The organism is Amycolatopsis sp. NPDC051373, from assembly GCF_040689465.1.
GTDB lineage: Bacteria > Actinomycetota > Actinomycetes > Mycobacteriales > Pseudonocardiaceae > Amycolatopsis.
The window spans coordinates 165,789-191,044 of the sequence record NZ_JBFBAE010000020.1; the positions used below are offsets into that span (position 1 = coordinate 165,789).

The 25,256-nt window shown below is 68.3% G+C and carries 22 protein-coding genes and 5 pseudogenes; 12 read left to right on the plus strand and 15 right to left on the minus strand.

Going from position 1 to position 25,256, the window contains the following annotated elements; genetic code table 11:
• Positions 1–237: 237 nt before the first annotated feature.
• Positions 238–649 (minus strand): annotated as a pseudogene (locus AB0383_RS32855) (transposase); the annotation flags it as partial.
• An 886-nt stretch (positions 650–1,535) separates the two neighbouring features.
• Here AB0383_RS32855 and AB0383_RS32860 point away from each other — a divergent pair.
• The 3 genes and pseudogenes from AB0383_RS32860 to AB0383_RS32870 all read left to right on the plus strand — a co-directional run bounded on the left by AB0383_RS32860 (position 1,536) and on the right by AB0383_RS32870 (position 4,649).
• On the plus strand, positions 1,536–1,703 hold the full coding sequence (locus AB0383_RS32860; RefSeq protein ID WP_364190204.1) for a hypothetical protein: 168 nt from the start codon (positions 1,536–1,538) through the stop codon (positions 1,701–1,703).
• 132 nt (positions 1,704–1,835) lie between these two features.
• A complete protein-coding gene (locus tag AB0383_RS32865; RefSeq protein ID WP_364190201.1) occupies positions 1,836–3,005 on the plus strand; it encodes an NUDIX domain-containing protein in 1,170 nt (389 codons plus the stop codon).
• Positions 3,006–3,343: 338 nt separating this feature from the next.
• A pseudogene (locus AB0383_RS32870) lies at positions 3,344–4,649 on the plus strand (IS701 family transposase).
• Between the two features lie 8 nt (positions 4,650–4,657).
• Here the strand turns inward: AB0383_RS32870 and AB0383_RS32875 are convergent.
• Positions 4,658–5,454 (minus strand): IS5 family transposase gene (locus AB0383_RS32875; protein WP_364190195.1). Its coding sequence is split into 2 segments (ribosomal slippage): positions 4,658–5,124 and positions 5,124–5,454, totalling 798 coding nucleotides; the frame shifts between segments, so codons are not numbered across the junction.
• A 159-nt stretch (positions 5,455–5,613) separates the two neighbouring features.
• On the opposite strand from AB0383_RS32875, the pseudogene AB0383_RS32880 reads away from it, so the two are divergent.
• From AB0383_RS32880 to AB0383_RS32895, 4 genes and pseudogenes are all read left to right on the plus strand, one after another.
• Positions 5,614–6,315 (plus strand): annotated as a pseudogene (locus AB0383_RS32880) (cbb3-type cytochrome c oxidase subunit I); the annotation flags it as partial.
• A gap of 914 nt (positions 6,316–7,229) precedes the next feature.
• Positions 7,230–7,622 carry an STAS domain-containing protein gene (locus tag AB0383_RS32885; protein ID WP_364190192.1) on the plus strand — a complete coding sequence of 131 codons (393 nt, stop codon included), beginning with the start codon at positions 7,230–7,232 and terminating at the stop codon, positions 7,620–7,622.
• A 746-nt stretch (positions 7,623–8,368) separates the two neighbouring features.
• Positions 8,369–8,983: an ANTAR domain-containing protein gene (locus AB0383_RS32890; protein ID WP_364190189.1), complete on the plus strand. Its 615-nt coding sequence runs from the start codon at positions 8,369–8,371 to the stop codon at positions 8,981–8,983.
• Between the two features lie 20 nt (positions 8,984–9,003).
• Positions 9,004–9,768 carry a GAF domain-containing protein gene (locus AB0383_RS32895; RefSeq protein WP_364190186.1) on the plus strand — a complete coding sequence of 255 codons (765 nt, stop codon included), beginning with the start codon at positions 9,004–9,006 and terminating at the stop codon, positions 9,766–9,768.
• A 6-nt stretch (positions 9,769–9,774) separates the two neighbouring features.
• Here AB0383_RS32895 and AB0383_RS32900 read toward each other — a convergent pair whose 3' ends face one another.
• The 5 genes from AB0383_RS32900 to AB0383_RS32920 form a co-directional block, all read right to left on the minus strand.
• The gene (locus AB0383_RS32900; protein ID WP_364190183.1) at positions 9,775–10,035 is read right to left on the minus strand and encodes a hypothetical protein; all 261 of its coding nucleotides are present in this window, start codon (positions 10,033–10,035) and stop codon (positions 9,775–9,777) included.
• Between the two features lie 77 nt (positions 10,036–10,112).
• Positions 10,113–10,643, minus strand: coding sequence for a GAF and ANTAR domain-containing protein (locus tag AB0383_RS32905; protein WP_366189374.1), 531 nt, complete (start codon positions 10,641–10,643; stop codon positions 10,113–10,115).
• A 785-nt stretch (positions 10,644–11,428) separates the two neighbouring features.
• Complete coding sequence (locus tag AB0383_RS32910) at positions 11,429–11,848, minus strand: hypothetical protein (protein ID WP_364190177.1); 420 nt, start codon at positions 11,846–11,848, stop codon at positions 11,429–11,431.
• Positions 11,839–11,988 carry a hypothetical protein gene (locus tag AB0383_RS32915; protein WP_364190174.1) on the minus strand — a complete coding sequence of 50 codons (150 nt, stop codon included), beginning with the start codon at positions 11,986–11,988 and terminating at the stop codon, positions 11,839–11,841. The genes AB0383_RS32910 and AB0383_RS32915 overlap by 10 nt, the downstream gene beginning before the upstream one ends.
• Before the next feature lie 128 nt (positions 11,989–12,116).
• The gene (locus tag AB0383_RS32920; protein WP_366189375.1) at positions 12,117–12,785 is read right to left on the minus strand and encodes a helicase-related protein; all 669 of its coding nucleotides are present in this window, start codon (positions 12,783–12,785) and stop codon (positions 12,117–12,119) included.
• An 869-nt stretch (positions 12,786–13,654) separates the two neighbouring features.
• Here AB0383_RS32920 and AB0383_RS32925 point away from each other — a divergent pair.
• Entirely contained in the window at positions 13,655–13,807 is a 153-nt protein-coding gene (locus AB0383_RS32925) for a hypothetical protein (protein ID WP_364190170.1), read from the plus strand.
• A 456-nt stretch (positions 13,808–14,263) separates the two neighbouring features.
• On the opposite strand, the pseudogene AB0383_RS32930 reads toward AB0383_RS32925, so the two are convergent.
• The 8 genes and pseudogenes from AB0383_RS32930 to AB0383_RS32965 all read right to left on the minus strand — a co-directional run bounded on the left by AB0383_RS32930 (position 14,264) and on the right by AB0383_RS32965 (position 20,174).
• Positions 14,264–15,705, minus strand: a pseudogene (locus tag AB0383_RS32930) (ornithine decarboxylase).
• A gap of 216 nt (positions 15,706–15,921) precedes the next feature.
• A complete protein-coding gene (locus AB0383_RS32935; protein ID WP_366189376.1) occupies positions 15,922–16,254 on the minus strand; it encodes a plasmid stabilization protein in 333 nt (110 codons plus the stop codon).
• Positions 16,255–16,427: 173 nt separating this feature from the next.
• Positions 16,428–16,748 carry an ANTAR domain-containing protein gene (locus AB0383_RS32940; protein WP_366189377.1) on the minus strand — a complete coding sequence of 107 codons (321 nt, stop codon included), beginning with the start codon at positions 16,746–16,748 and terminating at the stop codon, positions 16,428–16,430.
• Between the two features lie 175 nt (positions 16,749–16,923).
• Positions 16,924–17,607, minus strand: coding sequence for a DUF6766 family protein (locus tag AB0383_RS32945; protein WP_366189378.1), 684 nt, complete (start codon positions 17,605–17,607; stop codon positions 16,924–16,926).
• An 82-nt stretch (positions 17,608–17,689) separates the two neighbouring features.
• Complete coding sequence (locus AB0383_RS32950) at positions 17,690–18,070, minus strand: hypothetical protein (protein WP_364190163.1); 381 nt, start codon at positions 18,068–18,070, stop codon at positions 17,690–17,692.
• A gap of 125 nt (positions 18,071–18,195) precedes the next feature.
• Positions 18,196–18,903: a glycoside hydrolase family 43 protein gene (locus AB0383_RS32955; RefSeq protein WP_366189379.1), complete on the minus strand. Its 708-nt coding sequence runs from the start codon at positions 18,901–18,903 to the stop codon at positions 18,196–18,198.
• 3 nt (positions 18,904–18,906) lie between these two features.
• A complete protein-coding gene (locus tag AB0383_RS32960; protein ID WP_366189380.1) occupies positions 18,907–19,110 on the minus strand; it encodes a hypothetical protein in 204 nt (67 codons plus the stop codon).
• 174 nt (positions 19,111–19,284) lie between these two features.
• A pseudogene (locus AB0383_RS32965) lies at positions 19,285–20,174 on the minus strand (alpha/beta hydrolase).
• Positions 20,175–20,292: 118 nt separating this feature from the next.
• Between AB0383_RS32965 and AB0383_RS32970 the strand changes: the two are divergent.
• The 4 genes from AB0383_RS32970 to AB0383_RS32985 all read left to right on the plus strand — a co-directional run bounded on the left by AB0383_RS32970 (position 20,293) and on the right by AB0383_RS32985 (position 24,900).
• Complete coding sequence (locus AB0383_RS32970) at positions 20,293–22,695, plus strand: molybdopterin-dependent oxidoreductase (protein WP_366189381.1); 2,403 nt, start codon at positions 20,293–20,295, stop codon at positions 22,693–22,695.
• On the plus strand, positions 22,692–23,168 hold the full coding sequence (locus AB0383_RS32975; RefSeq protein WP_366189382.1) for a hypothetical protein: 477 nt from the start codon (positions 22,692–22,694) through the stop codon (positions 23,166–23,168). The genes AB0383_RS32970 and AB0383_RS32975 overlap by 4 nt, the downstream gene beginning before the upstream one ends.
• 59 nt (positions 23,169–23,227) lie before the next feature.
• Positions 23,228–23,674 (plus strand): DUF6098 family protein, encoded by a 447-nt coding sequence (locus AB0383_RS32980; protein WP_364190160.1) that lies wholly within the window; start codon positions 23,228–23,230, stop codon positions 23,672–23,674.
• Between the two features lie 749 nt (positions 23,675–24,423).
• Positions 24,424–24,900: a serine/threonine-protein kinase gene (locus AB0383_RS32985; RefSeq protein ID WP_364190157.1), complete on the plus strand. Its 477-nt coding sequence runs from the start codon at positions 24,424–24,426 to the stop codon at positions 24,898–24,900.
• The last annotated feature ends 356 nt before the right edge of the window (positions 24,901–25,256 follow it).

The window sequence follows — 25,256 nt, forward strand, 5'->3', positions numbered from 1 at the left end:
TGAGGTCGCCGGCGCTTACCGGCCGGTGAGGCGGCGGTTGAGCCAGGCGACGTACGGCGAACGGTGCGAACCTCGTCGAGGCCCTCGTCCTCCGGCTGACGCGGGCCGTGCTCACCCTTCACCCCGGCCGAGGCAGCCTGAACGACGGAGAACGACGCACTATACGGGCGGGCCACTGTGATCGCGGTGCCGCCGGTGGCCGTCGACGATGATCAGCGGATCGTCGGCGTCGGTGCCGTGATCGGGTGCCCGGTCACCGACTCGTTCCCACGCCTCGGCACGGGCTGCGGCGCGCGCAGCCCGGATAGCCGTTACCGCCCTGCTCGCGTCGCCGGCCGCTGTGGTGATCAGCCGGGACACGGTCGGGTTCGACGCGACAGGCCCGAACACGCCCGGTTCGGCCCGCGCCAGGCCGATGTCGGCCAGGCAGTCACCGCCCAGGGCGAGGGCGGTCGCCAGATCCAGCACGATCTTGCCCGGATCGTGTTTGCAATGCCAGGGGTTTTCGCCACGACGACAATGCTGCCGACAACGCCGCGGCCAGCTCGACCGCTTCGGCCGTGCGCGGCAAGAGCACCCCACCAGCCCGCGACACGACACCCGGACCCGACCCACCTACCGCCAGCCGCGGATAGGGCGAACTACACACTTACCGACCTGAATGGCGCTCCTGAACCTGCAACCGATACAGCCCTCGACAAACCGTATCATCGCAGCTCAGCACACCATTCTCCGCCATGGCACGCCGCCGAACCTCACTCCCGCGAAAGCCCCGGGCTAAGTAGTGTTATCAGCGCATCGCCCGCGTGCGGGTTGCGTGGGAAGACGCGATGCGTGAGCGCTAACGTAAGGCGAAGAAGAACGTGTGCTTGCCCCACGGCGTCGGGTATGAGTTTGTGGGCGTCGGCCGGCAGGCCATGAGACATCGGGTGTGCCGTTGAGGGGTGAGCTGGTCGGAGGCGGATGCGTCGCGGCCGAGCAGTTGAAGGCGGCGCGGTGAAAGCGAGGTCGCCGACGCGGCGGATCGGCCGCACGGGTGCTCGTGAGTAATCCATGGGCCGCTCCTGTTGCGGCTCAGGCGGTCCGGGGCTGCAACGGGAGCGGGGCGGACGCACAGGGGCGAGTTCTTCATCGTAGGGCCGGGCGATCAGGCCCATGATCGCTGCCCGATGCCATCGAGGTAGCCGCCCGGCAGGCGGTGGCGTTTGAGCGTAGGCATAGGTGGTCGGGGCGGGTTCGCAAGTCGATCACTCGCCACCTTCGCAGGCCCTGGAGCTGCCCTGAATGCTGCAGACGGAGGGCATCGGCGGTTTCCTGCTCACGGACGCCACGAGTGCACCCGTGGCCATCCGCATGGGGTGCCACGTCTTTTCAATCGAACGTTCCTGAACCGCCTGAGGCGCTGCGGACCGCCTGGCGGTGCGCACTCCGGGCGACTCGGACACTCTCCTTGGTTTGGACGGGCACTGTCGCGGTATCCGGGCCGAGGCCGGCACACACCGGCCGGCGAACCGTCGACGTCCGCGGAGGAAACCATGAGCACACCCGAAATCGATCCGGTCACTGCGGAAAGCATGGAAGAAGACGCAGACTTCGGTCAGGAACACACTGAACCGACGTTCCGCGACCAATCTCCGGCGCCATCCGGCAGGAGGACCGAAGAGCAGGGCGGCGGCGATCACGGCGGCATGGAGCCGCGGTAAGGCCAAGCTTGCCGACTGGACGCAAACGTGATGCCGCCCGGGCGGTAGGGGAGGGCTCCGACAGGCCCTGTCGGCTTGCACGCATCCGCGTACGTCGGGTCTGGTACGCGAACCAGTACGGGAGGTGAAGCGATGTTGACCCGCCGCGAGGGCACCGAGGCGCGACGTGGCGGCCTGGACTTGGTGCTGTCCCTGACCACGGACCAGATCGCTGCGCTGGGAACCGACGCAGCGAAACTGGCAGAGGCGCTGGACACGGTCCTGGTGGGACTAGCGGTGCTGCGAAAGGGGCGCGACACAGAGACCTCGGGAGACGAGGGCTTTCTCACGGACGGCCCGGGCGATGCCGGACTGGAGTGGGACGAGCGGTTGCTGCGAGACGTGTGCGGACTGCTGGCCCACCTTGACGGCGTGTGTGCCGCCGGCGTCCGGAGACATATACGCAACGGCGGCTCATCCCGTCAGCTGGGGGCGGCCCTGGGCGTGTCCCGGACCACCGCGCAGCGTCGTCGGGACGACCTCGGGGAGCCGGGGCCGGCCGAGTTGTGGGCGACCGGAAGCCGCAGCGAGGTGAGAAACTTCGGCTCGCGGGTGCCGGACACGATGCGCTCGTGGTCGACGCCGTGGCCGGGATACATCCCGGTGGACATCACCCCGTCGGAACTCGTGGGCGCTGGACTGGAACGCAGCGTGCGCGAAGGTTGGGCTGATCGCTTCGCGACGCCGAGCGATGTCCCGGACTGGGCCGGCCGGCAGGCTGCTGCCCTGGTGCCGTACCGGCTCGATGAGCGGCGCCGGCCGCTGAACCCCACCGGCCGTACCGGACGATCTGGGCGGCACCTCGGAAGATGGGGCGAGAACCAGGCCGTGGACCCGATCGTCGTGGCCGGCGCCGGCGGCGCGGAACCACGGGTGTTGCTCATCCTGCGCCAGGACTGCGCGGAATGGGCCATCCCCGGCGGCATGGTCGATCCGGGCGAGACCGCCGCGCGTGCGCTGGTCCGCGAGTTGCGCGAAGAAACCGATGTAGACCTGGCCGGTATGGATCCGAAGATTCTGACGCGGACCTACGTGGACGACTGGCGGAACACCGACCACGCGTGGGCGTCGAGCACCGTGGCGCTCTACCGACTGGAGGAAGTCGTCACGGCCATTGCGGGCGACGACGCCGCGGCGGCCGCGTGGTATCCGTTCGGCAGCCTGGATGGACTCACGACTGCGATCGAGGGCGCCGGGGGGAAGCTGTACGAGGGGCACTGGCCGCTGCTGTCAGCAGCCCTGAAGCACGTGCGCGAGGCCTGACGCTCCGGCTCTGCCCCGCCACGAGCCAACCGCCGCCGCGCAAGGCAACCACGGCGCCGCGCCAACGGATGCGGGCGGGGCGCTAGTGTCCGTGGTCGGTGACGACGACGCGCATGCCGACGTGGCTGATGCTGCTGTCGGCGGGATAGGCGTGCTCGGCGGCGTTGATCGATGTCTCATACACGGCGAGTTCGAGGTCGGAGATCAGTGCGTCCAGTAGCTCGCGGCCGTGAGCGCGGCCGGCGACGGCTTAGGTTAGTACTGCAACGACAGATCGTGATGTGCCGACTGGGCGTGTCGGTTATGGTCCGTTTCGACGGTCGTGTAGTTGATCTTGCGTGTTGGAGATGGTGACGGACTGGTCGGCTGGTTTCGCGGCGTTCACGGGACGGTTCGCGGCACGGTTTGGGCGGGTGGAGCCGCGGCGGCAGATGGTGGCCTACCTGCGTGGACTGCTCGGTGAGACGGAGCGGAAGAACGGGTGGACGCTGGCCGAGGCGGCCGGCGAGGCCGGCCCGGAGGGGATGCAGCGCCTGCTGAACGCCTACGCGTGGGACACCGGCGGGGTGCGCGACGATGTGCGCGCTGCGGTGGTCGAGGTGCTCGGCGACGCCGAGCGGGGTGTGCTCATCGCCGATGAGACTGGCTTCCTGAAGAAGGGCACGAAATCGGCAGGTGTGGCCCGGCAGTATTCCGGTACCGCCGGGCGGATCGAGAATTCGCAGATCGGCGTGTTCTTGGCGTATGCCTCGGATCGGGGACGGGCATTGATCGATCGGGAGCTATATCTACCGAAAGAGTGGATCGCCGATCGGGACCGCTGCGCTGCGGCCGGCATTCCCGATAGCGTCGGATTCGCGACCAAGCCCGAGTTGGCACAACTAATGTTGGAACGCGCGCTCGCCGCGAGCATCCCGTTTGCGTGGTTCACCGCCGACGAAGCGTACGGGCAGGTGGGACGACTGCGGCTCTGGCTGGAAGAACGCGACATCGCGCATGTGCTCGCAGTGCCCAAGTCCCAGATGGTGATTTCCATGGATCTGCGGCAGCGGCGCGTCCACGCCGTCATCGCGGGCGTCGACCCGGCCGCCTGGCAGCGCCTGTCCTGCGGCGACGGCGCCCATGGGCAGCGGATCTACGATTGGGCCGTCGTCGACATCCGCCCCCTGCGCCGGCCAGAAGTCGGCCACTGGCTGCTGGCCCGCCGCTCAGTCAGCGACCCCACCGAGATTGCCTACTACATTTGCTTCGGCCCCGCCGCAACCGACCCCCAAGAACTGGTGCGCGTCGCCGGAAGCCGCTGGGCGATCGAAGAAAGCTTCCAAATCACGAAGAATGAAACAGGGTCGACCACTACCAGGTCCGACGATACGAAGCATGGTATCGGCATATCACCCTCTCCATGGCAGCGGCGGCATTCCTCGTCATCACCCGAGACGCCGCGAAAAAAGGGGATCCACACCCGGCCTGATACCGCTCACGTCCAACGAAATTCGTAGACTACTCAACCGCGTCACCACACCGGTCCGGCACACAGTCCAGCATGCGATGCACTGGTCCCGATGGCGACGAACCAGCCAAGCCCGAGCACGAGCCAGCCACTACCGCCGACACGGCCATCACGATCTGTCGTTGCAGTATTAGAGGGTGTCTCATTTGGGGAGTTTCTTGTGGCAGGTGATGGCGGCGGCGAGGGTGAGGAAGGCGAGGTAGTGGCTGGGTTTGCGTTCGTAGCGGATGGTGAGTCGGCGGTAGTCGAATAGCCAGGCGATGGCCCGTTCGATGACCCAGCGGTGTTTGCCGAGTTTGTTGGTGGATTCGATGCCTTTGCGGGCGATGCGCGGGAGGATCCCGCGCTGGTGGAGCCAGTCGCGCAGGGCGGGGATGTCGTAGGCCTTGTCGGCGTGGAGCTTGGCCGGTTTCCGGCGCCGGAGTCCCCGGCGGGAGCGGATGGCCGGCAGCGCGTTGAGCAGGGGCCTGAGTGCGTGACTGTCGTGGGTGTTGGCCGCGGAGATTCCGACGGTGAGGGGCAGACCGGCCCGGTCGGACAGCACGTGGATCTTCGAGCCGGGTTTGCCGCGATCGACCGGGCTCGGCCCGGTCAGACCGCCCCCTTTTTGGCCCTGACGGATGCCCCGTCCAGGACCGCGCGTGACCAGTCGATCAATCCCCGGCCGCCCAGTTCGTCCAGCACCGCTCGGTGCAACTGCCGCCACAGTCCCGCGTCGGTCCACTCGGTGAACGTTCGGTGCGCCGTGGGCACCGACACTCCGAACGACGGCGGCAGATGCCGCCACGCACAACCGCTGGTCAACACGAACACGACTGCCGTGAACACCGCCCGCGGATCCGTCCGCGCACGCCCACCACCCTGCGGACGCTCCTTCGCCGGCGGGATCAGCGGTTCCACCAGCGCCCACAACTCATCGGGCACCAACCGTTGCGACAACGAGTCGATCACAGCACAAGATCATCGCAGACTCGCCAGAAGATCCAAACGAGACACGCTCTTAGCTCATTGCGCCGGCCTCGTGCGTGCTGGTCTGCTTAGACAGGTGCGATGCAGGGGAGGGTCGTCGGGGTCGCTCTTCGTGCGCCCCGTCCCTGCAAGATCATCCCGGTGTTCAGCCGGAAACCGCTGTTCGGCTACAAGACCATGGTATTCGCCACCATCGGCATCACCTCGTTGTCGGTGGCGGTGCGGGCTCACCACACGTTCGCGACCGGCGCCGTGCTGTTGCCGTTTCTTCTCGTTCATGCCGTTTCTCATTACCGTGCCCACCGGCATCAAGTTCTTCAACCGGATTGGCACCATGTGGAAAGGCACCCTGACGTTCGAGTCGCCCCTGCTGTGGTCGATCGGGTTCCTGGTGACCTTCTTGCTTGGCGGGTTGACAGGCATCATCCTCGCCGCGCCGCCCCTGGATCCAGGTAAACGACCTTCACCGGCTTCCACGCCACGTTCCTGATCCAGCACTCGCTCGGCGACGCCGGCATGCCCCGCCGCTACGCCGACTACCTGCGCAGCGACGGGTTCACGTGGATGCACACGGCCTCGACGATCGGGTCGTTCATCCTGGGCGCTTCGGTGCTGCCGTTCGCCTGGAATGTCGTCAAAAGCTACCGCTACGGCCAAGAGGTCGACGGAGACGACCCTTGGGGTTACGATCACTCGCTCGAGTGGGCGACGACCAGCCCGCCGCCGCGGCACAACTTCACCGAACTGCCGCGCGTCCGTTCCGAGCGGCCCGCGTTCGAGCGGCACTACCCGCACATGCTGGACCGCCTGCGCGACGAAGCACACATGACCCGGGGACATCCCTGGGGCAAAGCCCCACCCTTCGAGGCCGCCGCAGGCGCGACCCAACTGCCTCCGCTGATCGCAAAATTCGGCTCACCTGCTCTCAATCAGCGTCCACGAGGGTCTTCACCTTCGACTTGTTCCTCCGGCGGGTCGACGAGGTGCATCCTGTGCGTCGTCAAGCTTCTGCTCCGCGTCCGGACCGAACCGGAGGCTCGGTCTCCGTGATGTGGTGCTCAGTTCTCCTGATGGGTACGGGCCATGACGTCGACGCCGACCTGTCGTCGGAGGGTTCGACTGTGTTTCGTTGGTGATCGGCTCGAGCCAGAAGGTCGTCGCACTGTGTTAACGCAGCCACGCCCCAGGACTGGCTTCGTAGACCGCGATGCTCGCGACGATGTGGGGACGCGTCGCGTCCTCTCCGCGTTCGCCGCCCCACGGCTTTCTGTAGTTCCTTTTGGTCATTGCTGGCGGCCTTTGACCTTGTGCTTGTTGGTTTCGTTGCAGAGCTGTGCTTCATCGGCATAGTGTCGCGAGGCGAATTCTTGCCGACGGTCCGGGATTGCCGGACTCGTTCCGGTTCTTGTTCACCGTGCGCGCCGCAATCGCCTCGGCTCGCCCGGTGCTGGCGCCCTGGTTTTTTAGGACGCTTTGATGTGCTCATACTGCCGTTCCCGACTACTGCTCCGGCTCTGCTCAGGCGCGATTCCTTCCGTTTGTTGCTACCCGTTCGCAGCGCCGCCAAAACGGCAACGTCTCAAAGGATGCATGAGGTTCACCCCGGGTGGGTACGTTCCTGATGTTCGCGGTTCAGCCGAGCAGCCGCCAGCCTCAGCACCCGGTATCACGCCGGCGGTGCTGCCAGTCCAGCGACGCCAGCGTGCACCCGCGGGGTCGCCGGCCTCGACGGAGGTGACAGCTTCATGAGGGGTTCATTGCCTCATCGCGCGGCGACGTTCACCGTCACCGGTACGCTCGATTCGACCGTGGTCGCCGCGACCGGTGACCTCGACTGTACCGTCGCCGACCACTTGCTCGACCGGTTGCTCGATGAGATCACCCTGCGCCCGCGAGCGTTGATCGTCGACTTGACCCGCGTGGGCTTCTGCTCCGCGCGGGCTTTGCGCGCGCTGCTGGCGGCTTGGGCCGAAGCCCGCGCCGTCGGGATCCCATGCGTGACCGTGGGCGATCAGCAAGCGGTTCGACGGCCCATCACCATGCTCAAGCTGGACCACATCCTCCTTCTGCACGACAACCGCGCCGCCGCCCGGGAATGGCTGACGGCCTCGCATGGCGACGTCGCCGGCGATCGGTAGCCCGTGGGTTCAGAAGCCCGAGGGTGCGTGGCCTTCTGCTTGGGCCGGCCCATTCATCGGTGGCAACCAGGTTCAGCGCCGCGATCCAGAAGGACACCGCCCGGGACAGGTCGGAGACGCCGATGACGGGGAACCGAACCGGAGCATCGGCTAAGTCAGCCGCCGGCCATCTGCGGGAACGGGCCGTCGAGAGGCAGTCGTCCGGCAGGCTCCTGTGGCTGTCAGCGGGCGGACAGGACTTGCTCGGTCGGCGCGTGTAAGGCCGACGTTTCCGCGACCGCTCCAGCTCGCTCAACACGACGTGGTAGCGCTCGGCCGGCTCAGGTTTGCTTTGGTGCCTGTTGCCCTGCTCCGCCGCGCGAGCCGTTTCGCGTTGGTGAGTGGGAAGCGCGTTTGGTATCCGCTCGGATGATGCTGGTCTGCGCGGGAAGATGGGCACGGCGCGGCGGCGGCTGTAGCGCAGGGGACGGTACAGGTTTCCGGTGCGTCGGCCGCAATCCTGTGGAAACGGCACGGGCCCGTGCCCGGATAGCCGCGCGGTCGCGCGCCTGCTATGGCCGGGCTGCCTGCTGCAGCGGTGTCTCGTAAGCTGTTGGTTCCGGGTGCCAGCTCGGTAAGGCCGCGCAGCGCGGAGGGGTACGACGGTGGTTGGGCAGGGTCGGGAGCCGTTGTGGCGAGCGATCGCCTCTGCCGCCGAGGTGTCGGGCCGCCGTGAGGGCTGGGCGCAAACGGTGTGTCTGGCCTGTGTGGAAACGCTGGAGCACGTCGACGCGGCGATTCTGGCCTTGCGGGGTGGCGCCAGGTCCGAGGAGGTGCTAGGTGCCAGCGACCGCTGGGCCGCGGACCTGGCTGAGCGGCAGTACACCGTCGGCGAAGGCCCGGGTGTGGAGGCGTTTAGCACCGGAAGCCCGGTGCTGGTGCCCGATCTCGGCGTTGAGCAGGTGCGTTGGCCGGGATTCGCCCAGGCCGCGCTCGCCGTCGGTGTGGCGGCGATGTTCGCGTTCCCGCTGCAATACGGGGCGATCAGGCTGGGTACCCTCGAGCTTGTCCGCCGTCGCCGCGGCGGTCTGGTCAGCGCCGAAAGGCGGGACGCCGCGCTTACGGCGGACCTGGCCACGGCTGCGCTGCTTCGCCAAACACGCGAGGCGGAGGAGGCTGGTCACGAGTTCGCACCACGTCTGGTCACTTCGTACCAGGATGTCAATGTCGCCACCGGCATGCTCGCCGCACAGCTGCAGATCTCCCTGGACGACGCGTTCGTCCGGCTGCGCGCTCACGCTTTCGGTCAGAACCGGTCGGTCCTTGACGTCGCTCGTGACGTGCTGGAGCGGCGCATCGCCCTGGAAGAGTTGGCCGAATGAACCCCTCACCTGGAGGCAACATGAGCGACCGCCTGGTTGACGGGGCACCCGGCATGGCCTCGTCTGATGTGGCCGGCGCGCTGGTCTCGATCACGGGGCGCTTGGTCGGCAGCCCGGACAACGCCGCTGTGCTTCGGCTGGTCGCCGAGGTCGGCACCGAGCTGCTGGGCGCGACCGCGACCGGCGTGCTCCTGGCTGGTGGCCGTGGCGGTCTGGAGGTGGTGGCGGCCTCGGACGAGACGGCCCGGTTCGTGGAGTTGCTGCAGGCCCACATCGATCAGGGGCCATGCGTCGAGTGTGTCGCGAATGTTGACGTGGTGACCTCGTCCGACCTGGCGGCCGAGCGGGATCGGTGGCCCGATTTCGTGCCCGCTGCGCTGGCGGCCGGGTACCGCTCGGTGATCGCGATTCCGCTGCGGCTGGACGGCGTCGCGGTCGGCGGGTTCAACCTGCTCTACGACGTCGTGACGGCACCGCGGAAGTGGCAGCTGGAGCTGGCGCAGGTGGTGTCGGATCTGGCGGTGCTCGCGTTGGTGCAGGAACGCGGCGACCGCCGCGCGGATCGGTTGTTCGAGGCCACGGTCACCGCCCTTAACGACCGGGTCCAGCTCGATCACGCCGTCGGCCTGGTCGCCGGAAACCTCGGGATTGCCCCGGCGGCCGCCCGTGCCCTGGTGATCGGCCACGCCGCCGAGCACGACCTCATCTTGCGTGAGGTCACTCGTGCAGTCACCGACGGCAGCCTTGATCCGGGTGATCTGGTCGGCGGCGACCTCGCCAGCTGACCGGGATCAGGCCCAGCCCCCGTATTCGGGGTCGGCGGTGCCGTCGGCCCAGGCGTTGACGAGAGCCGCGACCCGGGCGGCCTCGGCACCGAGCCTGGCGATGTCGGTGCCCCCGGTAAGATCGTGGCGGGCTTGCGCGGCGTCGCAGCCGTGCCAGCACTGCATGATGCCGACCGCTTCCCCGACCGCGGCACGTCTGGCCAGCGAGCCCAGGAGAAGGCGACCCGCCGCGGCGAGTGAGTCGGCATCAGGGTCTGGGCGGGTCATGTTTCCTACGGTCCTCTCTGCAGCTTGCGAGCACCAGACCGGAGCCACTGATCATGCCGAGCGTGGGCAGGGCAGCGCTACGGGTGTGCTTGTAGCACTGCGCTGACCAGCCGTTCAGCGCAGACGCGCAGCTTGATGTTCTCCCGCTGAGACTGTGCGACCAGCCGCTGGAAGGCCTCGTCGGCGGAGATTCCGCGGGCGCCCATGATGATGCCCTTGGCCTGATCGATCACCGTCCGAGATACCAGCGCGGTATTCAGCTGCGCGGCTTCGTGCCGGGCGGCCAGATAGTGGGCGGTGGACCGCAACGCAGCCTCTACCGCGGTCACGAATAGTTCCAGCAGCGCGCCTTCCACGTCCCGATAGCCGTGGGTGTGGTGACCGTAAAGGTTCAGCGAGCCAGTGTGCGCGGCGTCGACCACCAGCGGCGCGGACAGGTAACTGGCCATTCCGGCCGCTAGCGCACTGCGGGTGAAGTCGGGCCACCGGTCGCCGGCGGTCGCGATGTCGACCCGGAGGATCTTGCCGGTCTCGGCAGCCTCCGGGGACGGGCCTGCGCCGACGCGGTATTGGACGATGCCGAAGGCGAGGCGAGGCAATCGGTGCACGCCGCGGTGGTCGGCGTCCCATTTCGGACCAGCGTGATGCTGGCAAGGTCGGCGCCGGGAATGACCTGTACCAACTGCCGGCACACCAACTGCAGTGAGGTGTCCAGGGCGCCGTCGTCGTCCAGTGCCGCGGGCAACGCCTCCAGGGCGCCTGTGACCTCATCCAACTGCCGGCGAATGGCCCCCGGCTTCGCCCTCGCTTGATACTGCCATGACCGCCCCTCGCCCTCCGAAACCGACCATCGACCTATGGCTGTCACGGTAGGTCGACAGCGCTCGAGGAACCACCACCCATCCACTGGGCGCGGTGCTGGGCAGCGGCCGTCTTCCGTAGGTGTTGATCGAACCGGTGATCAGGGTGGCGTGAGCAGGGGATCCGCCCAGCTCGGTCAGTGCGGCCTCCTCCGCGCCCCGACCTGGCCCAGTGAGGCCAAAACCACCAGGTTCACCCTTGGAGCGCTGCGCTCGCCTTGGAGGCGGGACAAGGGGGACGAGCTACGAAATGGCCGGTGAGACCTGCCGGAGGTCGTTCAGGGCACTGATCGAGGAGCGGAGTCGTCCTCCGTGGCCAGCCTTCGGGGAGTGGTACTGCACCGACACGACGTTGAAAAGGCCGCTGTCACCCACCCAACCCGAATCGCCGTCGGTGGTGGCGTTCAAGCGTGCTGTCACCGGTCGAGCTGGTGGTACGGCTACGCGGGCAACCAGCGCTAGGTGGGCCGACAGCCAGACCAAACAGGGCGCACAGTCGGGCTCGGGCCTGATGATGCCGTCGACGACGTACCTCATGGCCCAGCTGTGGCGTAATCGAGCTCGGCGCCGTATCCCTGACCACCCCGTCCCCGGACTACCGCGCGCGCGTCACGCTCGGTCAACATTGGGTGCGGGTCGACCTGCCCCGGTACCGGGATGACGGTGCTCGGCCGCGACGAGGCGTCGGTCGTCGTCTCGTAGCTCGGCTCGGAGGTCAGCCGACGGTGTGGGGCCGCGGCGCTCTCCTGCTGCTGGAATCGGGACTCGACCAGCTCGCCCTGCCTGCGTCGGGCGAGCACGGCCAGCGTCAGGCCGTGCGCGACCGCCAGAAGCAGAAGGAAGACACCCAAGCGGCCGACCAGCGCCTCGCTCGAACCGGGCCATGCGGTGCCCACCACCGAAAGCAGGGCTAGGACACCGATCGCGACGAGGTGGAAGACCGTCACCACCATCCACGCCATCGACCCTGTCGCTTCGCCACCGTTCGCCCGCCCCGCAGGTAGCGGCGGCCCCCGCGGGGGAGAACCTGGCCGTCGGCCACCACGAAGATCAGTCCGATCATCAGGAACCCCATGAGGTCGTTGTCGGACATCTTCTCCTCCTCCTTTCCGACGGGGTACCCGCGAACGCCGGAGCGATGAGCATCTGGCCGTCGTTCACCGGATCGCGAGGTCGCCACGGCCGGCAATCTGCTCGGAATCGACGGCTTCGGCTACGGCTTCACCGGGTGGTTTGGCGGGGTTGGCGTACCGGAGCTCGCCGCGAGCGGTGGTGACGGCGGCACCCCTCTGCTCGAGCAGCGCGATGGCACGGGTGCGCCCGGCACATCGTCAACCTCCCTGGGACGGACGGTGCCGCGCCCAACGGTCTCGGCCACTGCTCCAGTGCTTCGCGCGGTGCGCCGCCGGAGGTGAGGGAGCGCTGCAGGCCCAGGTCAACCGGGCGGTAGCAAAGCACGGCCGAAGCCAGCTCGCCGTCCCGACCGGCGCGGCCGATCTCCTGGTAGTAAGTATCGAGGGAATCCGGCACAGCGGTGTGGAGCACGAACCGCACGTCGGGTTTGTCGATGCCCATGCCGAACGCGGACGTGGCGACCACACGTCGTTTGGCGCGCTCGCTTTCGACGGGCTCGACGGCCAAGTGAAGGCTTGGCCGGTCGAACCCGGCGACGACCTCGATCGGGTCTCGGCGTCCGAGCAGGTCGATGATGTCGCGACGCACCGGGGGCGCGTCCGTCGCGGTGAGGCCGAGGACCGGTGGCCGTCCGGGCCGTTCGATGGCCAGCAGCAGGAGGTAGCTGGACCGGAACCCGTGCCCCGACGACGAACGCAGTGCGCTTCGTCCACAGTGAACAATTGTGGGCCGCAGCCGGGCCGCGTCTTCCACCATATCGTCGTCCGTAAGCTGCTCGGGGGAGAGGGACAGGTAGCGAGCCTCGCCGGCGCGGAGTTTGTCCCAGGCCTGCCTGCGTTCGGGGGCTCACTGAAGCGAGTTGAGGGCGGCGGCGTCGGGTGCCCCGCTGGCCTGCGGCCTGTGGTCTGGTCGCGTTGCAACGCCAGCAGCGGGGAGACCACTACGGCAGCCCGTCCAGCAGGAGCGTGGGCACCTGGTAGATGGCCGACTTGCCGGAGCCGGCGGCCGGCACGGCGAGCACATCACGTCCGGCTCCCACGGTCGACATCGCGCGGTCCTGCTCGGCAGTCAGCGTGTCTCAGCCGAAGCGCTCCGCGGCGAGAGGGTGGAGTCCTTCAGACGGTCCCGTCACAGTGTGAGGGGGGCCGCGTGACCCCGGCGCTGAAAACCTCGGCGCGTCAAGGCGTGAGCGCCGACACCGCGCACAACGCCGCCCAGCCCACCGCGAGGGCGGCGACTTTGGAATGGGCGGACTGTCGGGGCAGGCCGAGCCTGAAGACGACGGCGTCGGCGGTGTCCGACGCGACCCGCGCGGCGAGGCGACGCGCAGCGGCGTGCCTTCTGGAGCGAGCGCCATGGCGAGGCCGATCGGGTGTCACGCGCTCCGATCCCGGCGATGAGCGTGCGGTTCTCGGGCTTGACGTCACCAGATTTGGTGGTGAGGCCACACGGTTCGGCCAGCACACGGGGAAAGACGATGGTGGTCGCGCCGTATGCAGCGGTTGCGGCGCCGAGGACGCGGGTCAGATGGGCGTGGCCACCTCTGGGGATTCGGATCAGGGTACCCAGGTGGAGCCGCGTCACGCACGCGTTTGATCCACGCCGGGGCGGGTCGACGGCGAGGCATGACCGAACCCGAACCCGAACGCGACCCCGGCCCCGACACCACGGTCGACCGCGAGCTCGCCGGTTCGGGTGACCTGAGTCCCGGCGAGCAGCGCGAACTCGCCGAACGCGAAGCCGTCGGCGATCGGGAAGTCAGCCGTGAACGCAACTGACCATCGCTTCGCCCTGCCGGGCCAGAAGGACACCGTGCAGACGCTGGAAGCAGCCCGTGGATTCGACGCGCTGCCCGAAATCGTCGCGAACACCGCCACGGACCCCGACCAGATCCGCGGCTGGCTCACCGACGTTGTGGGAGCCGGGCCGGACGACCTGCGCTGCGAGGCGGACCTGCCGCACGTGCGACTCGAATGGTCGCGGGGGCGCACTGCTCACCATCACCGGGTCGGGCGCAGGCGCGAGCTGGGTTTTCCTGCGCCTGACCTGCCGCGGTGCAGACGATTTGGCAAGCCGTGTGCTGGACAGTCTGGCCAACCGGGTGGACGAGAACTTCACGACCGGCTGAGGCGAAACCGCTTGCTACGGTGCCTCCGAGGATGCGGCCTGACCAGCCCGGACCGGAGGCCGCCCAGGCGCACCTTCGGACGTCAGAAGTCCGGTCGTCCTCCGTGTCAGGTGACAACACGGACGGTGCGCAGGCCCGGGGCGGCGGCGTCGTAGATGAACATGCCCGCTCGGACCCCGCTGTCGAGGTAGTCCACGATCGCGTCGGTGAAGACTTCGCCGGGTGCGATAGCGGGGACGCCAGGCGGGTACGGGCTGATCATCTCCGCGGCGACCCGGCCGACGGCTTTGGCCAGTGGGATGTGCTCGGCCTCGGCGAAGAAGGCGTCGCGGGGCAGCATGCGCATTTCGAGTGCGAGGTCGGCTGCGGCCGGCACGTCCACTGGCGGCCGATGGTCGAAGTCGTACTTTCGCAGTCCGCGCAGGCCCGTCAGCAGTGCTGTGACCGTGTCCTCGTCGTCGGCGTGGGTGATCTGGACAGCGATGCGGCGGTGATCCGACAGGCCGGTGTGCAGGTGCTGCTCGGCGAGCCAGTCGGCGGCCTGGTAACCGCTGATGCCGAGCCCGGCGACGTCGATCACGATCTTGAGTGGGTCGTGCTCGAACGCGAGCGGATGGAATTCGGTGCCCATCGCGTGCAAACCGGGCGTGGCGGCGATCTCCTCACGAACACGGGCGGCCAGCGAGAGCGCTTTGCCCAGCACTTCTTCGCCGTACTCCACCATCTGACGGCGCCACCCGTCGAGCGAGGCGAACAGCAACGCTGACGTGCTCGTGGTGCCCAGCAGGTCTTCGCGGGCCTTGAGCACGTCCGGGGACACCCGGTCGCCCTGCAGGTGGAAGAGGAGGCTTGTTCGAGGCCGCCGCCCATCTTGTGGGTGCTGGTGACGCACAGGTCGGCATCGCCGTCCATCGCCCAGGTCGGCAGGTCGTCGTGGAAGGGGTAGTGAGCTCCCCAGGCCTCGTCGACGATCAGCGGTTTCCCGGCGGCGTGGCATTCGCGGGCGACTCCACGGATGTCGGCGCAGGTGCCGTAGTCGGTGGGGGTGATCAGCAGCATGCCCTTCGCCTCGGGCGCCCCGGCCAACGCGGCGCGAACCTCTTCGGGGCCTGGCGGGTGGGCCAGATGCCGCTCGGCGTCGTAGCGCGGGCGAACCCACACTGGGTGCACTCCGCTGATCACCAGCCCGGCGACCACCGACTTGTGGGCGTTGCGGGACACCAGGAGCCGCTCGCCCGGCCCGGCGACGGCGAGCATCGCGCTCTTCACCGACAGGGAGCTGCCGCAGGTGGAGAAAAAGGTGTGCTCCGCCCCCACCGCGTCGGCCATCAGCTCTTGGGCGTCTGCCAGGACACCACGGGACATCCGGCGGTCGTCCAGACCGTTGAGAGTGAGCAGATCCGAGGCGAACGCGTCGCGGCCGAGCAGTTGCAGCACTCGCGGATCGGCGCCGCGACCCTGTTTGTGACCAGGTGGGGTGAAGGCCAACCCGCCTTCGCGGCGGTATGACTCGATGGCTTCCAGCACTGGCGCTCGCGAGTGGTCCATGATCTCTCCCGTGCTGCGCGAGCGGCCGGCTTTCGCTTACGCGTTGAACACCACAGCGGTGTGCCGGCGCGGACGGCGATTCCTGCGTCGCCGACGGGCTGCGGTTGCTGGAACGGGGACTTTCGCGGCCTGGGGTGCTGAGTCTTCGCGCTGCGCCCTCGCGTGGCTCCACGGGCTGCGATATCGATGTGGAGGTACGCCGCGCCGTGTCCATGCTCAGCGGCCGAGGGCTTCCTGCAGTTCCTTCTTGGTCATCGTGGAGCGGCCTTTGATGTTGCGCTTCTTGGCGTCGTTGTAGAACTGCTCCTTGGTCGGTCCGCCGGGGTCCTGCCGGTTGCCGGACCTTTTCCCACCACGCTTCTGGGGCGAGGTGTCGCGGGTCGAACTCTTGCTGGCGGTGCGAGATTCGCCGGACTGTGCCCGGTTCTTGTTGACCGTCCGTGCGGCGATTTCCTTTGCCCGGCCGGTGCTGGCGCCCTGCTTTTTCTGCGACGACTTGATGTGCTCGTACTGACGTTCGCGCTTGGTGCTGCCACTCTTCTCAGGCACGGCTCCTCCTTGGCTCTGACCGTGATTACCCGCTGGCCGCATCGGCAAACCGGCCAGGTGGGAAGTCGGACGTTGCGACGAAGGTCGGCTTGACGCGTTTCGCATCCGGACTGAGTGGTTAGCCCGGTTCGGGTGCCTGCGGTGAAGAGGCGCGGGTCCCCGGCTCCCGTCGGTCAAGAAGCGGCCGACGGGAGTTCGCGGGCTGCACGGCCGACTGGGCTCTCGGAGGGGTCGTCGGGGCGCTGGGCGGGCACGGCTTCCTCGATCAAGCGGCGGGCCATGTCACGAAGTTTGACGTTGGTGTTTTGTGACAGTGCGCGGAGGATCTCGAATGCCTCATGGGCTCGCCGCTCGCGAGGGCAGTGCCTCTCGTAATTGCTGCAGCTCGCTCTACGCGGCGTGGTAGCGGCTGGACAGGTCGCCCCACTTTCTCCCGCACTGCGTGACCGGCGCCGCCCAACAGCTGGGTTGACGCGGCGAGGAGTACTGCACACGGTCGGCCGGTTCGAACTGCTACATGGTGAGCACTCCTTCGCGACGTCTCGGCGAGCCGCGGCTACTCAAAGTAGCACCCAAAAAATGTAGGGCAGCAGGCCCCGAGATTCAACTGGTCAAGAGCGGTGGCCTACTGGATACGGGCGGGTGCCTGAGGTGGACTGGGGCCTGTGGTCAGCCGGTCTCGTCGGTGACGTGGTGTTCGGCGCCGACGGGTTTCGATTCGGGCGACCCGCGCTGGCGGAGGTAGACGCTGAAGATCGCCATGCAGCCGATGGCGAGGAATTCCGATTGCCAGTTCTGCAGGGTGCGGTTCCAGAAGTCGGCTGAGAGCAGGTATTCGCCCCAGCTGATGGGGTCGCCGAAGTCGCTGAGCTGCTCGGCGTTGTAGGCGCTGACGCCGGCGATCGACTGGGCCAGCCAGGACAGTAGGAAGATCGTGCCCATGACCAGGCCGAGCGAGCGGGAGAACACCGTCGTGCGCCAGCCGCCCGCCCTGGCCCAGCGTGGGGAGCCGACGCGCACGTGGCGGCCGAGCACTTGGTCGCGATCGTTCTCCGGGCCGATCTTGCCCAGCGGCTTCGACTCGGGGGAACCGCGCTGCACGAGCCAGACGGTGGCGAAGACGTAGAGGAAGAATTGCAGGTATTCGGATTGCCAGTTCTCGGCGACGTCGACCGCGAACGAAGAGGAGGTGAGGTAGTCCCCCATCCCGACGGTCTGGGTGCCGTGGGCGAGCTGCTGGTTGTTGAAGTCGACGAGGCCGGACCAGGCTTGTCCGAGCAAGCTGAGCAGGAACAAGGCGCCGAAGGCGAGCGAGAGGCCGTTGTTGCGCAGCAGGGTCCGTAGCCAGCTCATCGGCCCAGCATCCCGAGCACGATGAAGTAGGCCAGTCCGGCGAGGACGAGCACGAGGTAGGCGGCGAACACCGCGCGGGTGCTCATCGCCCGCCGACCGCGCAGTCGTAGACCTGCTCGTTGCGCAGGTGGCATCCGGCGCCGGTGACGCGCCAGCCGTCGGGGAACTCGTGCAGGAACAAGGTGTCGGCAGCGGAGCGCGCTTGTGCCTCGTCGCCCCAGACGGACGCGGAGACGACGGGCGCGTGCGGTACCTCGGCAAGCACCGGCTGGCACCCGGCAGGGCCGAGTGCGTCTCGCGCGCGCGGAGCGAGCAGCGCGCACGCCTCGACGGCCGTGCCCGTGGCGGCCGCGGTGACGAACCCCTGAGCAGTGGCCTGAGCCTCCGGGGCATCGGCGGCGCCGCACCCGGCGGCCGCGAGGAGGAACGCCGCTAGCACCGCGCTGACGATGATTTTCTGCACACCACCATGTACCCAGCCCTTCGGTGGTTTACGCCTTGGCCTACGGACGGGGTGCCGCGGTGGCTCGGCAGGCAGACGCTGCGGGCTGTACTCGCCCCTGCGGCGTGATCGTGTCAGTCGCCTCTTCAGCCGAGTTGAGGGGTGTCTCCGGGAAAGCTGATCGGCAGTTCATAGAGGCCGCGTGCGGTGCGACCGCCGTTGAGCCAGCCGTGGAAGTAGATGTGGCCGTCGACGACGTCGGCGCCGCCGGGAGCGTCGACTTTGCCGCCGAGCAGGTCGGTGGAGAGGAACTGGGCGTCGGCCTTCACGAATGGCCCGGACAACGTCGGCGCGGTGGCGTAGCACGTGTGGTAACCGGTGCTCTGGAAGGTGTCGGCGGAGTAGAAGAGCAGGTATCGGGATGGGGTCTTGACCACCGAAGGCGCTTCCACGACACCTTTCTCCGCGCTGAGGTCGGCAATGAGCAGCTCGGTGCGCGCCCCGGTGAGGCCACGGCCGTCCGCGCCGAGTTTCTGCGACCAGATAGCGGCGGGTGGCCCGGTAGGTTTGCCGTTGCTCTTGTACAGCAGGTAGCGGGTTCCGTCGGAGTCGAGGAAGGTCTGCGGGTCGATGTCGCCGCCGTCGCCGGATGCGCAGACGAGGGGCTGGTCGCCGCTCGGTTGGTAGGGCCCCTCGGGTTTGGCCGCGGTCGCGGCGCCGAGGCACATCTGGCCGGTCGCGGCGACCGCGGCGGCGAAGTACAGCACGAACGTGCCGTCCGGCAGCACGGTGACGTCCGGTGCCCAGCCCCCCGTCCGTCTCCGCCCACGCCGGTGCGCTCGCAAGGGCGTCACCGGTCACCCGCCACGGGCCCTCGGGGGCAGGGGCCGTCGCCACGGGAGGATATTGACCGAGCCGGTGCTCGTCGAGAACGCGAAGTAGCCGGTGCCGGTTTTCACCACGTCCGGATCGGGAAAGTCCTGGTTGATCAGCAACCGGGGAGCACTGACGGCATAGGCCGGTGCGCAGGAAAGCCCAACCAGAGCCCAGACGGTGATCACGGTCGCCAGACGAAGAAATATCATGATCGATCCTCGGCTCGGCGCAGCGCGCTGCCGCAACGCTGTTCGCCGATGCCACCTGGTCGGGTGCCCGCGGCCGGTCTCGATGCGGTGAATCCGCGGGTCCTCGGCTTTCAGGGCTATCGTCACCGGGAAACCAACCGCTGAATCCGTTCAGCCGCCGGTTTTTCCGGTGGGGCGGCGGAGGATGCGTTCGACGTGAGTCATCGCTTCGCGTCCCTCGGGGATGTTCTGCATGAGCCAGTTGTGGAACATGCCGGGGTACTCGGCGTAGTCCACGTCGATCCCCGCGTCGAAGGCGCGGGTAGTGAAGCGACGCGCGTCGGGCAACAGAACGTCGCGGGTGCCGATAAAAAGGCTGAAGGGACCCAGCCCGGTGAGGTCGGCGTGCAGCGCGCTGATGCGGGGGTCGTGCGGGTCGGTGCCTTCGGTGTACATGCGGCCGGCTTCGCGAAGGCCAGTGATGCCGAGCATGGGGTCGTGTTCGTCGAGGACGACGGAGATCGGGTCCTCCAAGGTGATGTCGAACCAGGGGGAAACAGCAGCATTCGCGCCGGCTGCGGCCGGGCTTGCTCGCGGAGGTTCTGGGCGATGGCCAGGGCGAGCGCGCCGCCTGCTGAGTCTCCGGAGATCACCAGATGTTCGGCCGGGTGGTGGCCGGCGATGTGGTCGTAGGCGGCGTACACCATGGGCAGGGTCTCGGTGTGGTCGTGCCGGGGCACCAGCGGGTAGATCGGGAGCGTCACGGTGCACCCGAGGCGCGCGACGAGGTCGGCGGCGTAGCGCCAGTGGTGGGTTTCGATCTGTTCGACGTACCCGCCGCCGTGCAGGTGCACCACGTGCAGCTCCGAGGTACCCCCTCGTCGCGGCCGCAGCGTCCAACAGGGAAATCCGCGAGCCTCCCACCGCTCGACCTCGCACGCACGCCGCACCTGCCGCGGCGGGCGGGCCATCGACGGCCGCTGGTGGCGGTGCAGCCGGTGGTGCAGCGTGCGGGCGTTGTCGTAGAACCGTTTCTGCCCGGTGGCGCGCAAGTACGCCATGTACAGCTGTGCCTTCGCATGACCATGTCCCAGAGCTACCCCGCGGCGGTGACGTGTCAATCGTGTTTGCCCCCAACCCGCTCGGGTATCCGAGCACAAAGATCAGGGAGGTGTGACCGTGCCGCAGCGGGACGGGATCAGGGAACCGTGGGGAGCGCGGACGCCGTACGGCCCCGGCCAGTCATGGCCAGTGCGCGTGGACAGCCACCTCGCCGAGGGAGTGGGCCCCGAGGACGTCGAGCGGTGGGCTCGGAGTGCGGCTGTGCTGCACTCCAATGGTGACGGGCTCGACATTGCCGTCGCCGGCGGCCGCATCGTAGGGGTGCGGGGCCGTGCCGACGATCGCGTGAACCGGGGGCGCTTGGACCCCAAGGACCTCTTTGGCTGGCAGGCCAACTCCGCGTCCGACCGGCTGACGAAACCGCTGGTGCGCCGGGGCGGTGAGCTGGTGGAGGCGAGCTGGGACGAGGCGATGGACCTCGTTGTGCGCCGGAGCACGGAACTGCTCGACGAAGGGGGGCCCGGCGCGCTGGGCTTCTACACCAGCGGACAGTTGTTCGCCGAGGAGTACTACACGCTGGGCGCTCTCGCGCGGGGCGGGATCGGCACGAACCACCTCGACGGCAACACGCGGCTGTGCACGGCGACCGCGGCGGCCGCGTTGAAGGAGTCCTTCGGCTGCGACGGCCAGCCCGCGTCCTACACCGACATCGACCACGCCGACGTCATCGCGCTCTTCGGGCACAACATGGCCGAGACCCAGGCGGTACTGTGGGAGCGGGTCCTCGACCGTCTCGCCGGCCCCGAACCACCGCGGCTGCTGTGCGTGGATCCGCGCGAAACCCCAGTCGCTCGCGCGGCAACGCTGCACCTCGCGCCGCTGCCTGGCACGAATGTCGCGTTGATGAACGGCCTGTTGCACGAGATCATCGAGCACGGCTGGGTCGACCGCGGCTACATCGAGCGCAACACAGTCGGCTACAACGACCTCGCGGCGGCCGTCGCGGACTACCCGCCCGAGCGCGCCGCGGAGATCTGCGGGCTCGACGCCGCGCAGATCCGTGAAGCCGCGCATCTGCTCGGCGGGGCGGAGCGGCTGCTGTGCACCGTCCTGCAGGGCTTCTACCAGTCGCACCAGGCCGCTGCGGCCGCCGTGCAGGTGAACAACGTGGTCCTGCTGCGCGGGATGCTCGGCAAGCCGGGTGCCGGTGTGTTGCAGATGAACGGCCAGCCCACCGCCGAGAACACCCGCGAGTGCGGCGCCGACGGCGACCTGACGGGGTTCCGCAACTGGGCCAACGACGAGCACGTGGCCGAGCTCGCGAAGCTGTGGAACGTCGACGTGACCCGGATCCCGCATTACGGGCCGCCGACGCACCTCATGCAGATGCTGCGCTACGCGGAAAACGGCAGTCTGCGGTTCCTCTGCGTGTCGGCGACCAACCCGGCCGTCTCTCTGCCCAACCTGCACAGCATCCGCTCGATCTTGTCGCAGGACCGGCTGTTCCTGGTGGTGCAGGACGCGTTCCGCACCGAGACCGCCGAACTCGCCGACGTCGTGCTGCCCGCGGCGATCTGGGGTGAGAAGACCGGCACGTTCACCAACGCCGACCGCACCGTGCACCTGTCCGAGAAGGCCGTCGACCCACCGGGGCAGGCGCGGGCGGACCTCGACATCTTTCTTGACTACGCCCGGCGGATGGACTTGCGCGACGCCGACGGGGCGCCGTTCCCGCCGTGGTCCGACGCGGAGTCGGCGTTCGAAGCCTGGAAACGCGCCTCGGCCGGGCGGCCGTGCGACTACAGCGGCCTGAGCTACCACAAGCTGCGTAAAGTCAGCGGAATTCAGTGGCCGTGCACCGACGACCACCCCAACGGCACCGAGCGCCTCTACACCGACGGAAAGTTCTTCGCCGACCCCGACTACTGCGAAAGCTATGGCCGTGACCTGATCACCGGCGCTCCCACGGAACCGGTCGAATACCGGGCCATGAACCCCGACGGCAAGGCCATGCTCAAAGCCGCCGGGTACTTCCCGCCGCACGAGACTCCGGACGAGGACCGCCCGTTCTTCCTGATCAACGGCCGCACCATCCACCACTTCCACACCCGCACGAAAACCGGCCGTGCCCCGCAGCTGGACGCCGCGGCCCCGGAGGTGTGGCTCGAAGTGTCCGAATCGGACGCGGCGGCCGCGGGCCTCGCCGCAGGCGACGTCGCCGAGGTCTCGACGCCGCAGGGCCTCGTCCGCGCCCACGTGCGGGTCGGGGGGATCCGCGCGGGCGTGTTGTTCCTGCCGTTCCATTACGGTTATTGGGACGTCGACCACGCCGCCGGCAAGGACGGCGACCGTGCGGCCAACGAGCTGACCTTCACCGACTGGGATCCCGTTTCGAAACAGCCGCTGTTCAAGGTCGCGGCCGCGGCGCTGCGGAAGGTCAGCGACGAGCAGGCCGCGCCGACGATCACGCCTGCGCACACCAGCGTCCACGAAGAACACGTTGCGGGAGTGACGCGATGAAGCTGGGCCTGGCATTGCAAGAACTGCACCGAGCCGAGAAGTCACTCGCGCGTGATCTGCGCAAGACCGCCGACCGCCACGAGGTGGAACACGAAGTGCACCACGTCGCCCGCGACCTCGCCGGCTGGTCGGCCGACCACGTACGAGAACTCGCCCGCCACGGGCGCGGGTACGGCCTTCACCTCGACGAGGACGTCCCCGGCTCCGGGCTACTGGCACCGCAGCGGAGCACACTCGCCGGGCTGAGCGCTGGCCGCCCGGAACCGGGGCTGCTGCTCGCCGACCTGCGCCGGCTGCACCGCAAAGCCGCCGGTGTGTCGCTCGACTGGGAATCGCTCGCCCAGGGCGCGCAGGCCGCGAAAGATCCCGAGCTGCTCGAACTGGCGAGCCGCTGCCACCCGCAGACGCTGCGGCAGATGAAGTGGACCAACGCCATGCTGAAGATCATGTCCCCGCAAATCCTCACCAGCTGAACGGAACAACGATGACCGGATCCGGGAGGCCATCCCCCGGTCGCCCGCGGCAGCGGGACATGCCGACGGTCCTCAGCCTCGACGAGCTGTGCGCGTTGTTCATCTCCGACGGCGGCGACGATCTATACGTCCGCTGGTCGCACGGCCCCACCGTCGACCTCGACCCGGCGCGGGCGCAGCAGAGCCGGGACAGCCTGACCGGCGTGTCGCTGCCGGGCTTGTCGGCCAACTCGCTGCGCAAGGAGTCGTGGTGGGAGGACCGTCCCGTCCGGGTATGGCTCGCGCGGCGGCTCTACGACTACCAGCACCTGCGCGATCTACGTGGTCCCGGCGTGCGCCCGTGGGTGCTGCGCGGAACCGAACTCGCACGCGGTCCGGACAACGAGCCACTCGTGCGTTGCGACGAGCCATTCGCGTGGGTCGCGGACACCGTGCTCCGTGAAGGCCGTGCGCTCATTGACGCACAAGGATCTCGTGAGTGGGGGCCGATGGATCGGCGTCCCTGACCGAAGCTCGGAACCCGGGCGTCGCGCTGCGGTGGCGCAGGAGTTCGGCATGGGCGGGGACCGTCCCTACGCGTCCAGGCTGCGAATGTGGGGAGCGATGTTCGCGACCACAACGTCCGCGCACTCGTCCCGGCACCGGTGCGATCCGGTGTGCGGATGGGGCACCGCATCCGATGGCAGTTCCTGAAGCATCCGCAGGTTGCCGGAGCGAGTTCCCTTATCTCGGATGGCAATCAGCACGTCCTCCAGCGTCGTCGCCGCGCGAGCACACCGCCGACACCGCCGCCCGGCGAGCCACGCCGGCCTTCCGGCGCGCACTCACCGCCGGCCCGCGACAGCAATGCCTCCGGCCCGTTCAGCGCGACCAGCGTCAGCTGTGCCGGCGACACCCACGATCGGCCAGTTGTTCTTCGAGTTGATCTTGCTCGGCTCGTACGCGGCGATGCGGCCGGATTTACTTCCCGACGCCCGGTCCCGAGCAGGCGGTGCTGGCGCGCAGCAGAGCCGTTCCCCAGTTGCCGTTTGCCCGGTCGTACCTGCCGATGGCCGGACGAACGAGCGGGCGGCGTTGACGCCACCTCTCCGCGGTTTTCACTGGGAAGGGCCGACGGGTTCCCCTCGGGGCCTCACGACGATGCACTGGTCTCGATCGGCGGACGGTACGACGTGGAATGGTTGATCGGCCGTGCGGAACCGCGCGTGTTTAGCGGGCTTTCGACCGCCGGCTCGGTCGAGAAGTCGCGGTCAAGGTGTACGAGCGAAACGTCGTCGCGGTCGAGCAGCTGCGTCGGGTGCGCGAGAAGACCGTCCAGGCCAGTATCGACCACCCGCGCGTGGTGGCACTGCTGGACAGCGGTACCGACGACGGCCGGCCGTTCCTGGTGATGCAGCTGGTCGACGGTGAGAATCTCGCCGAGCGCCTGCTCGCCGGGGCGCTGCCGGCCGAGCAGGTGATCGACCTGGCCGTCCAGCTCGTCGAGGCGCTGGCTTACTTCCACGCCGAAGACGTCGGGCACCGAGCTCTCAAACCCGCGAACATCCTGCTCGGGCCCGACGGTCCACTGATCGGCGACTTCGGCATCGCGCATGAGCTCGACGCGACCCGTATCACTGGCACCGGCGTGGTGACGGGTACGGCAGCGTACCTCGCGCCGGAGCAGATTCTCGATGAATCGGCTGGCCCTGTCGATATCTGCACTGGGCCTGATTCTGCTGGGAGTGTCTGACCGCGAAGCTGGAGTACCCCGGCCCGATCGCTGAGTCGGCGATGGCGCGGCTGCACGGCCCCGCGCCTTCCCTTCGGGCTGCCCGCGCAGCTCGCGCACATCCCGGAGCGGATGACCGCCCGCGGACCCGGGCGCCGGCCCACCGCAGAAGAGCCTTGCAGATGCTGCGCGACACGATGACCACCGTGGCCGCCGGCGGAATCCCGGCAACGCCGTTACCTCGGCGTCGACGGGTATCGGCGATGTCGGGGGGTGTCCCTATGACGCTGCTATGTGGCGTCAAGGGGTCGTAGGTGCGGTGTTGTGGTGTTGTTGGAGAGTGCGGAAGAGTTGGCGGGCGATGATTCGCTTGAGGC

Bases quoted from the DNA above. Each gene is read 5' to 3' on its own strand.
- AB0383_RS32925 (WP_364190170.1), top strand. From the start codon at position 13,655: ATGACCGAACCCGAACCCGAACGCGACCCCGGCCCCGACACCACGGTC.
- AB0383_RS32975 (WP_366189382.1), top strand. From the start codon at position 22,692: ATGAAGCTGGGCCTGGCATTGCAAGAACTGCACCGAGCCGAGAAGTCA.
- AB0383_RS32910 (WP_364190177.1), bottom strand. From the start codon at position 11,848: ATGGTGGTGACGGTCTTCCACCTCGTCGCGATCGGTGTCCTAGCCCTG.
- AB0383_RS32865 (WP_364190201.1), top strand. From the start codon at position 1,836: ATGTTGACCCGCCGCGAGGGCACCGAGGCGCGACGTGGCGGCCTGGAC.
- AB0383_RS32860 (WP_364190204.1), top strand. From the start codon at position 1,536: ATGAGCACACCCGAAATCGATCCGGTCACTGCGGAAAGCATGGAAGAA.
- AB0383_RS32915 (WP_364190174.1), bottom strand. From the start codon at position 11,988: ATGTCCGACAACGACCTCATGGGGTTCCTGATGATCGGACTGATCTTC.
- AB0383_RS32920 (WP_366189375.1), bottom strand. From the start codon at position 12,785: ATGGTGGAAGACGCGGCCCGGCTGCGGCCCACAATTGTTCACTGTGGA.
- AB0383_RS32895 (WP_364190186.1), top strand. From the start codon at position 9,004: ATGAGCGACCGCCTGGTTGACGGGGCACCCGGCATGGCCTCGTCTGAT.
- AB0383_RS32945 (WP_366189378.1), bottom strand. From the start codon at position 17,607: ATGAGCTGGCTACGGACCCTGCTGCGCAACAACGGCCTCTCGCTCGCC.
- AB0383_RS32980 (WP_364190160.1), top strand. From the start codon at position 23,228: ATGCCGACGGTCCTCAGCCTCGACGAGCTGTGCGCGTTGTTCATCTCC.
- AB0383_RS32885 (WP_364190192.1), top strand. From the start codon at position 7,230: ATGAGGGGTTCATTGCCTCATCGCGCGGCGACGTTCACCGTCACCGGT.
- AB0383_RS32900 (WP_364190183.1), bottom strand. From the start codon at position 10,035: ATGACCCGCCCAGACCCTGATGCCGACTCACTCGCCGCGGCGGGTCGC.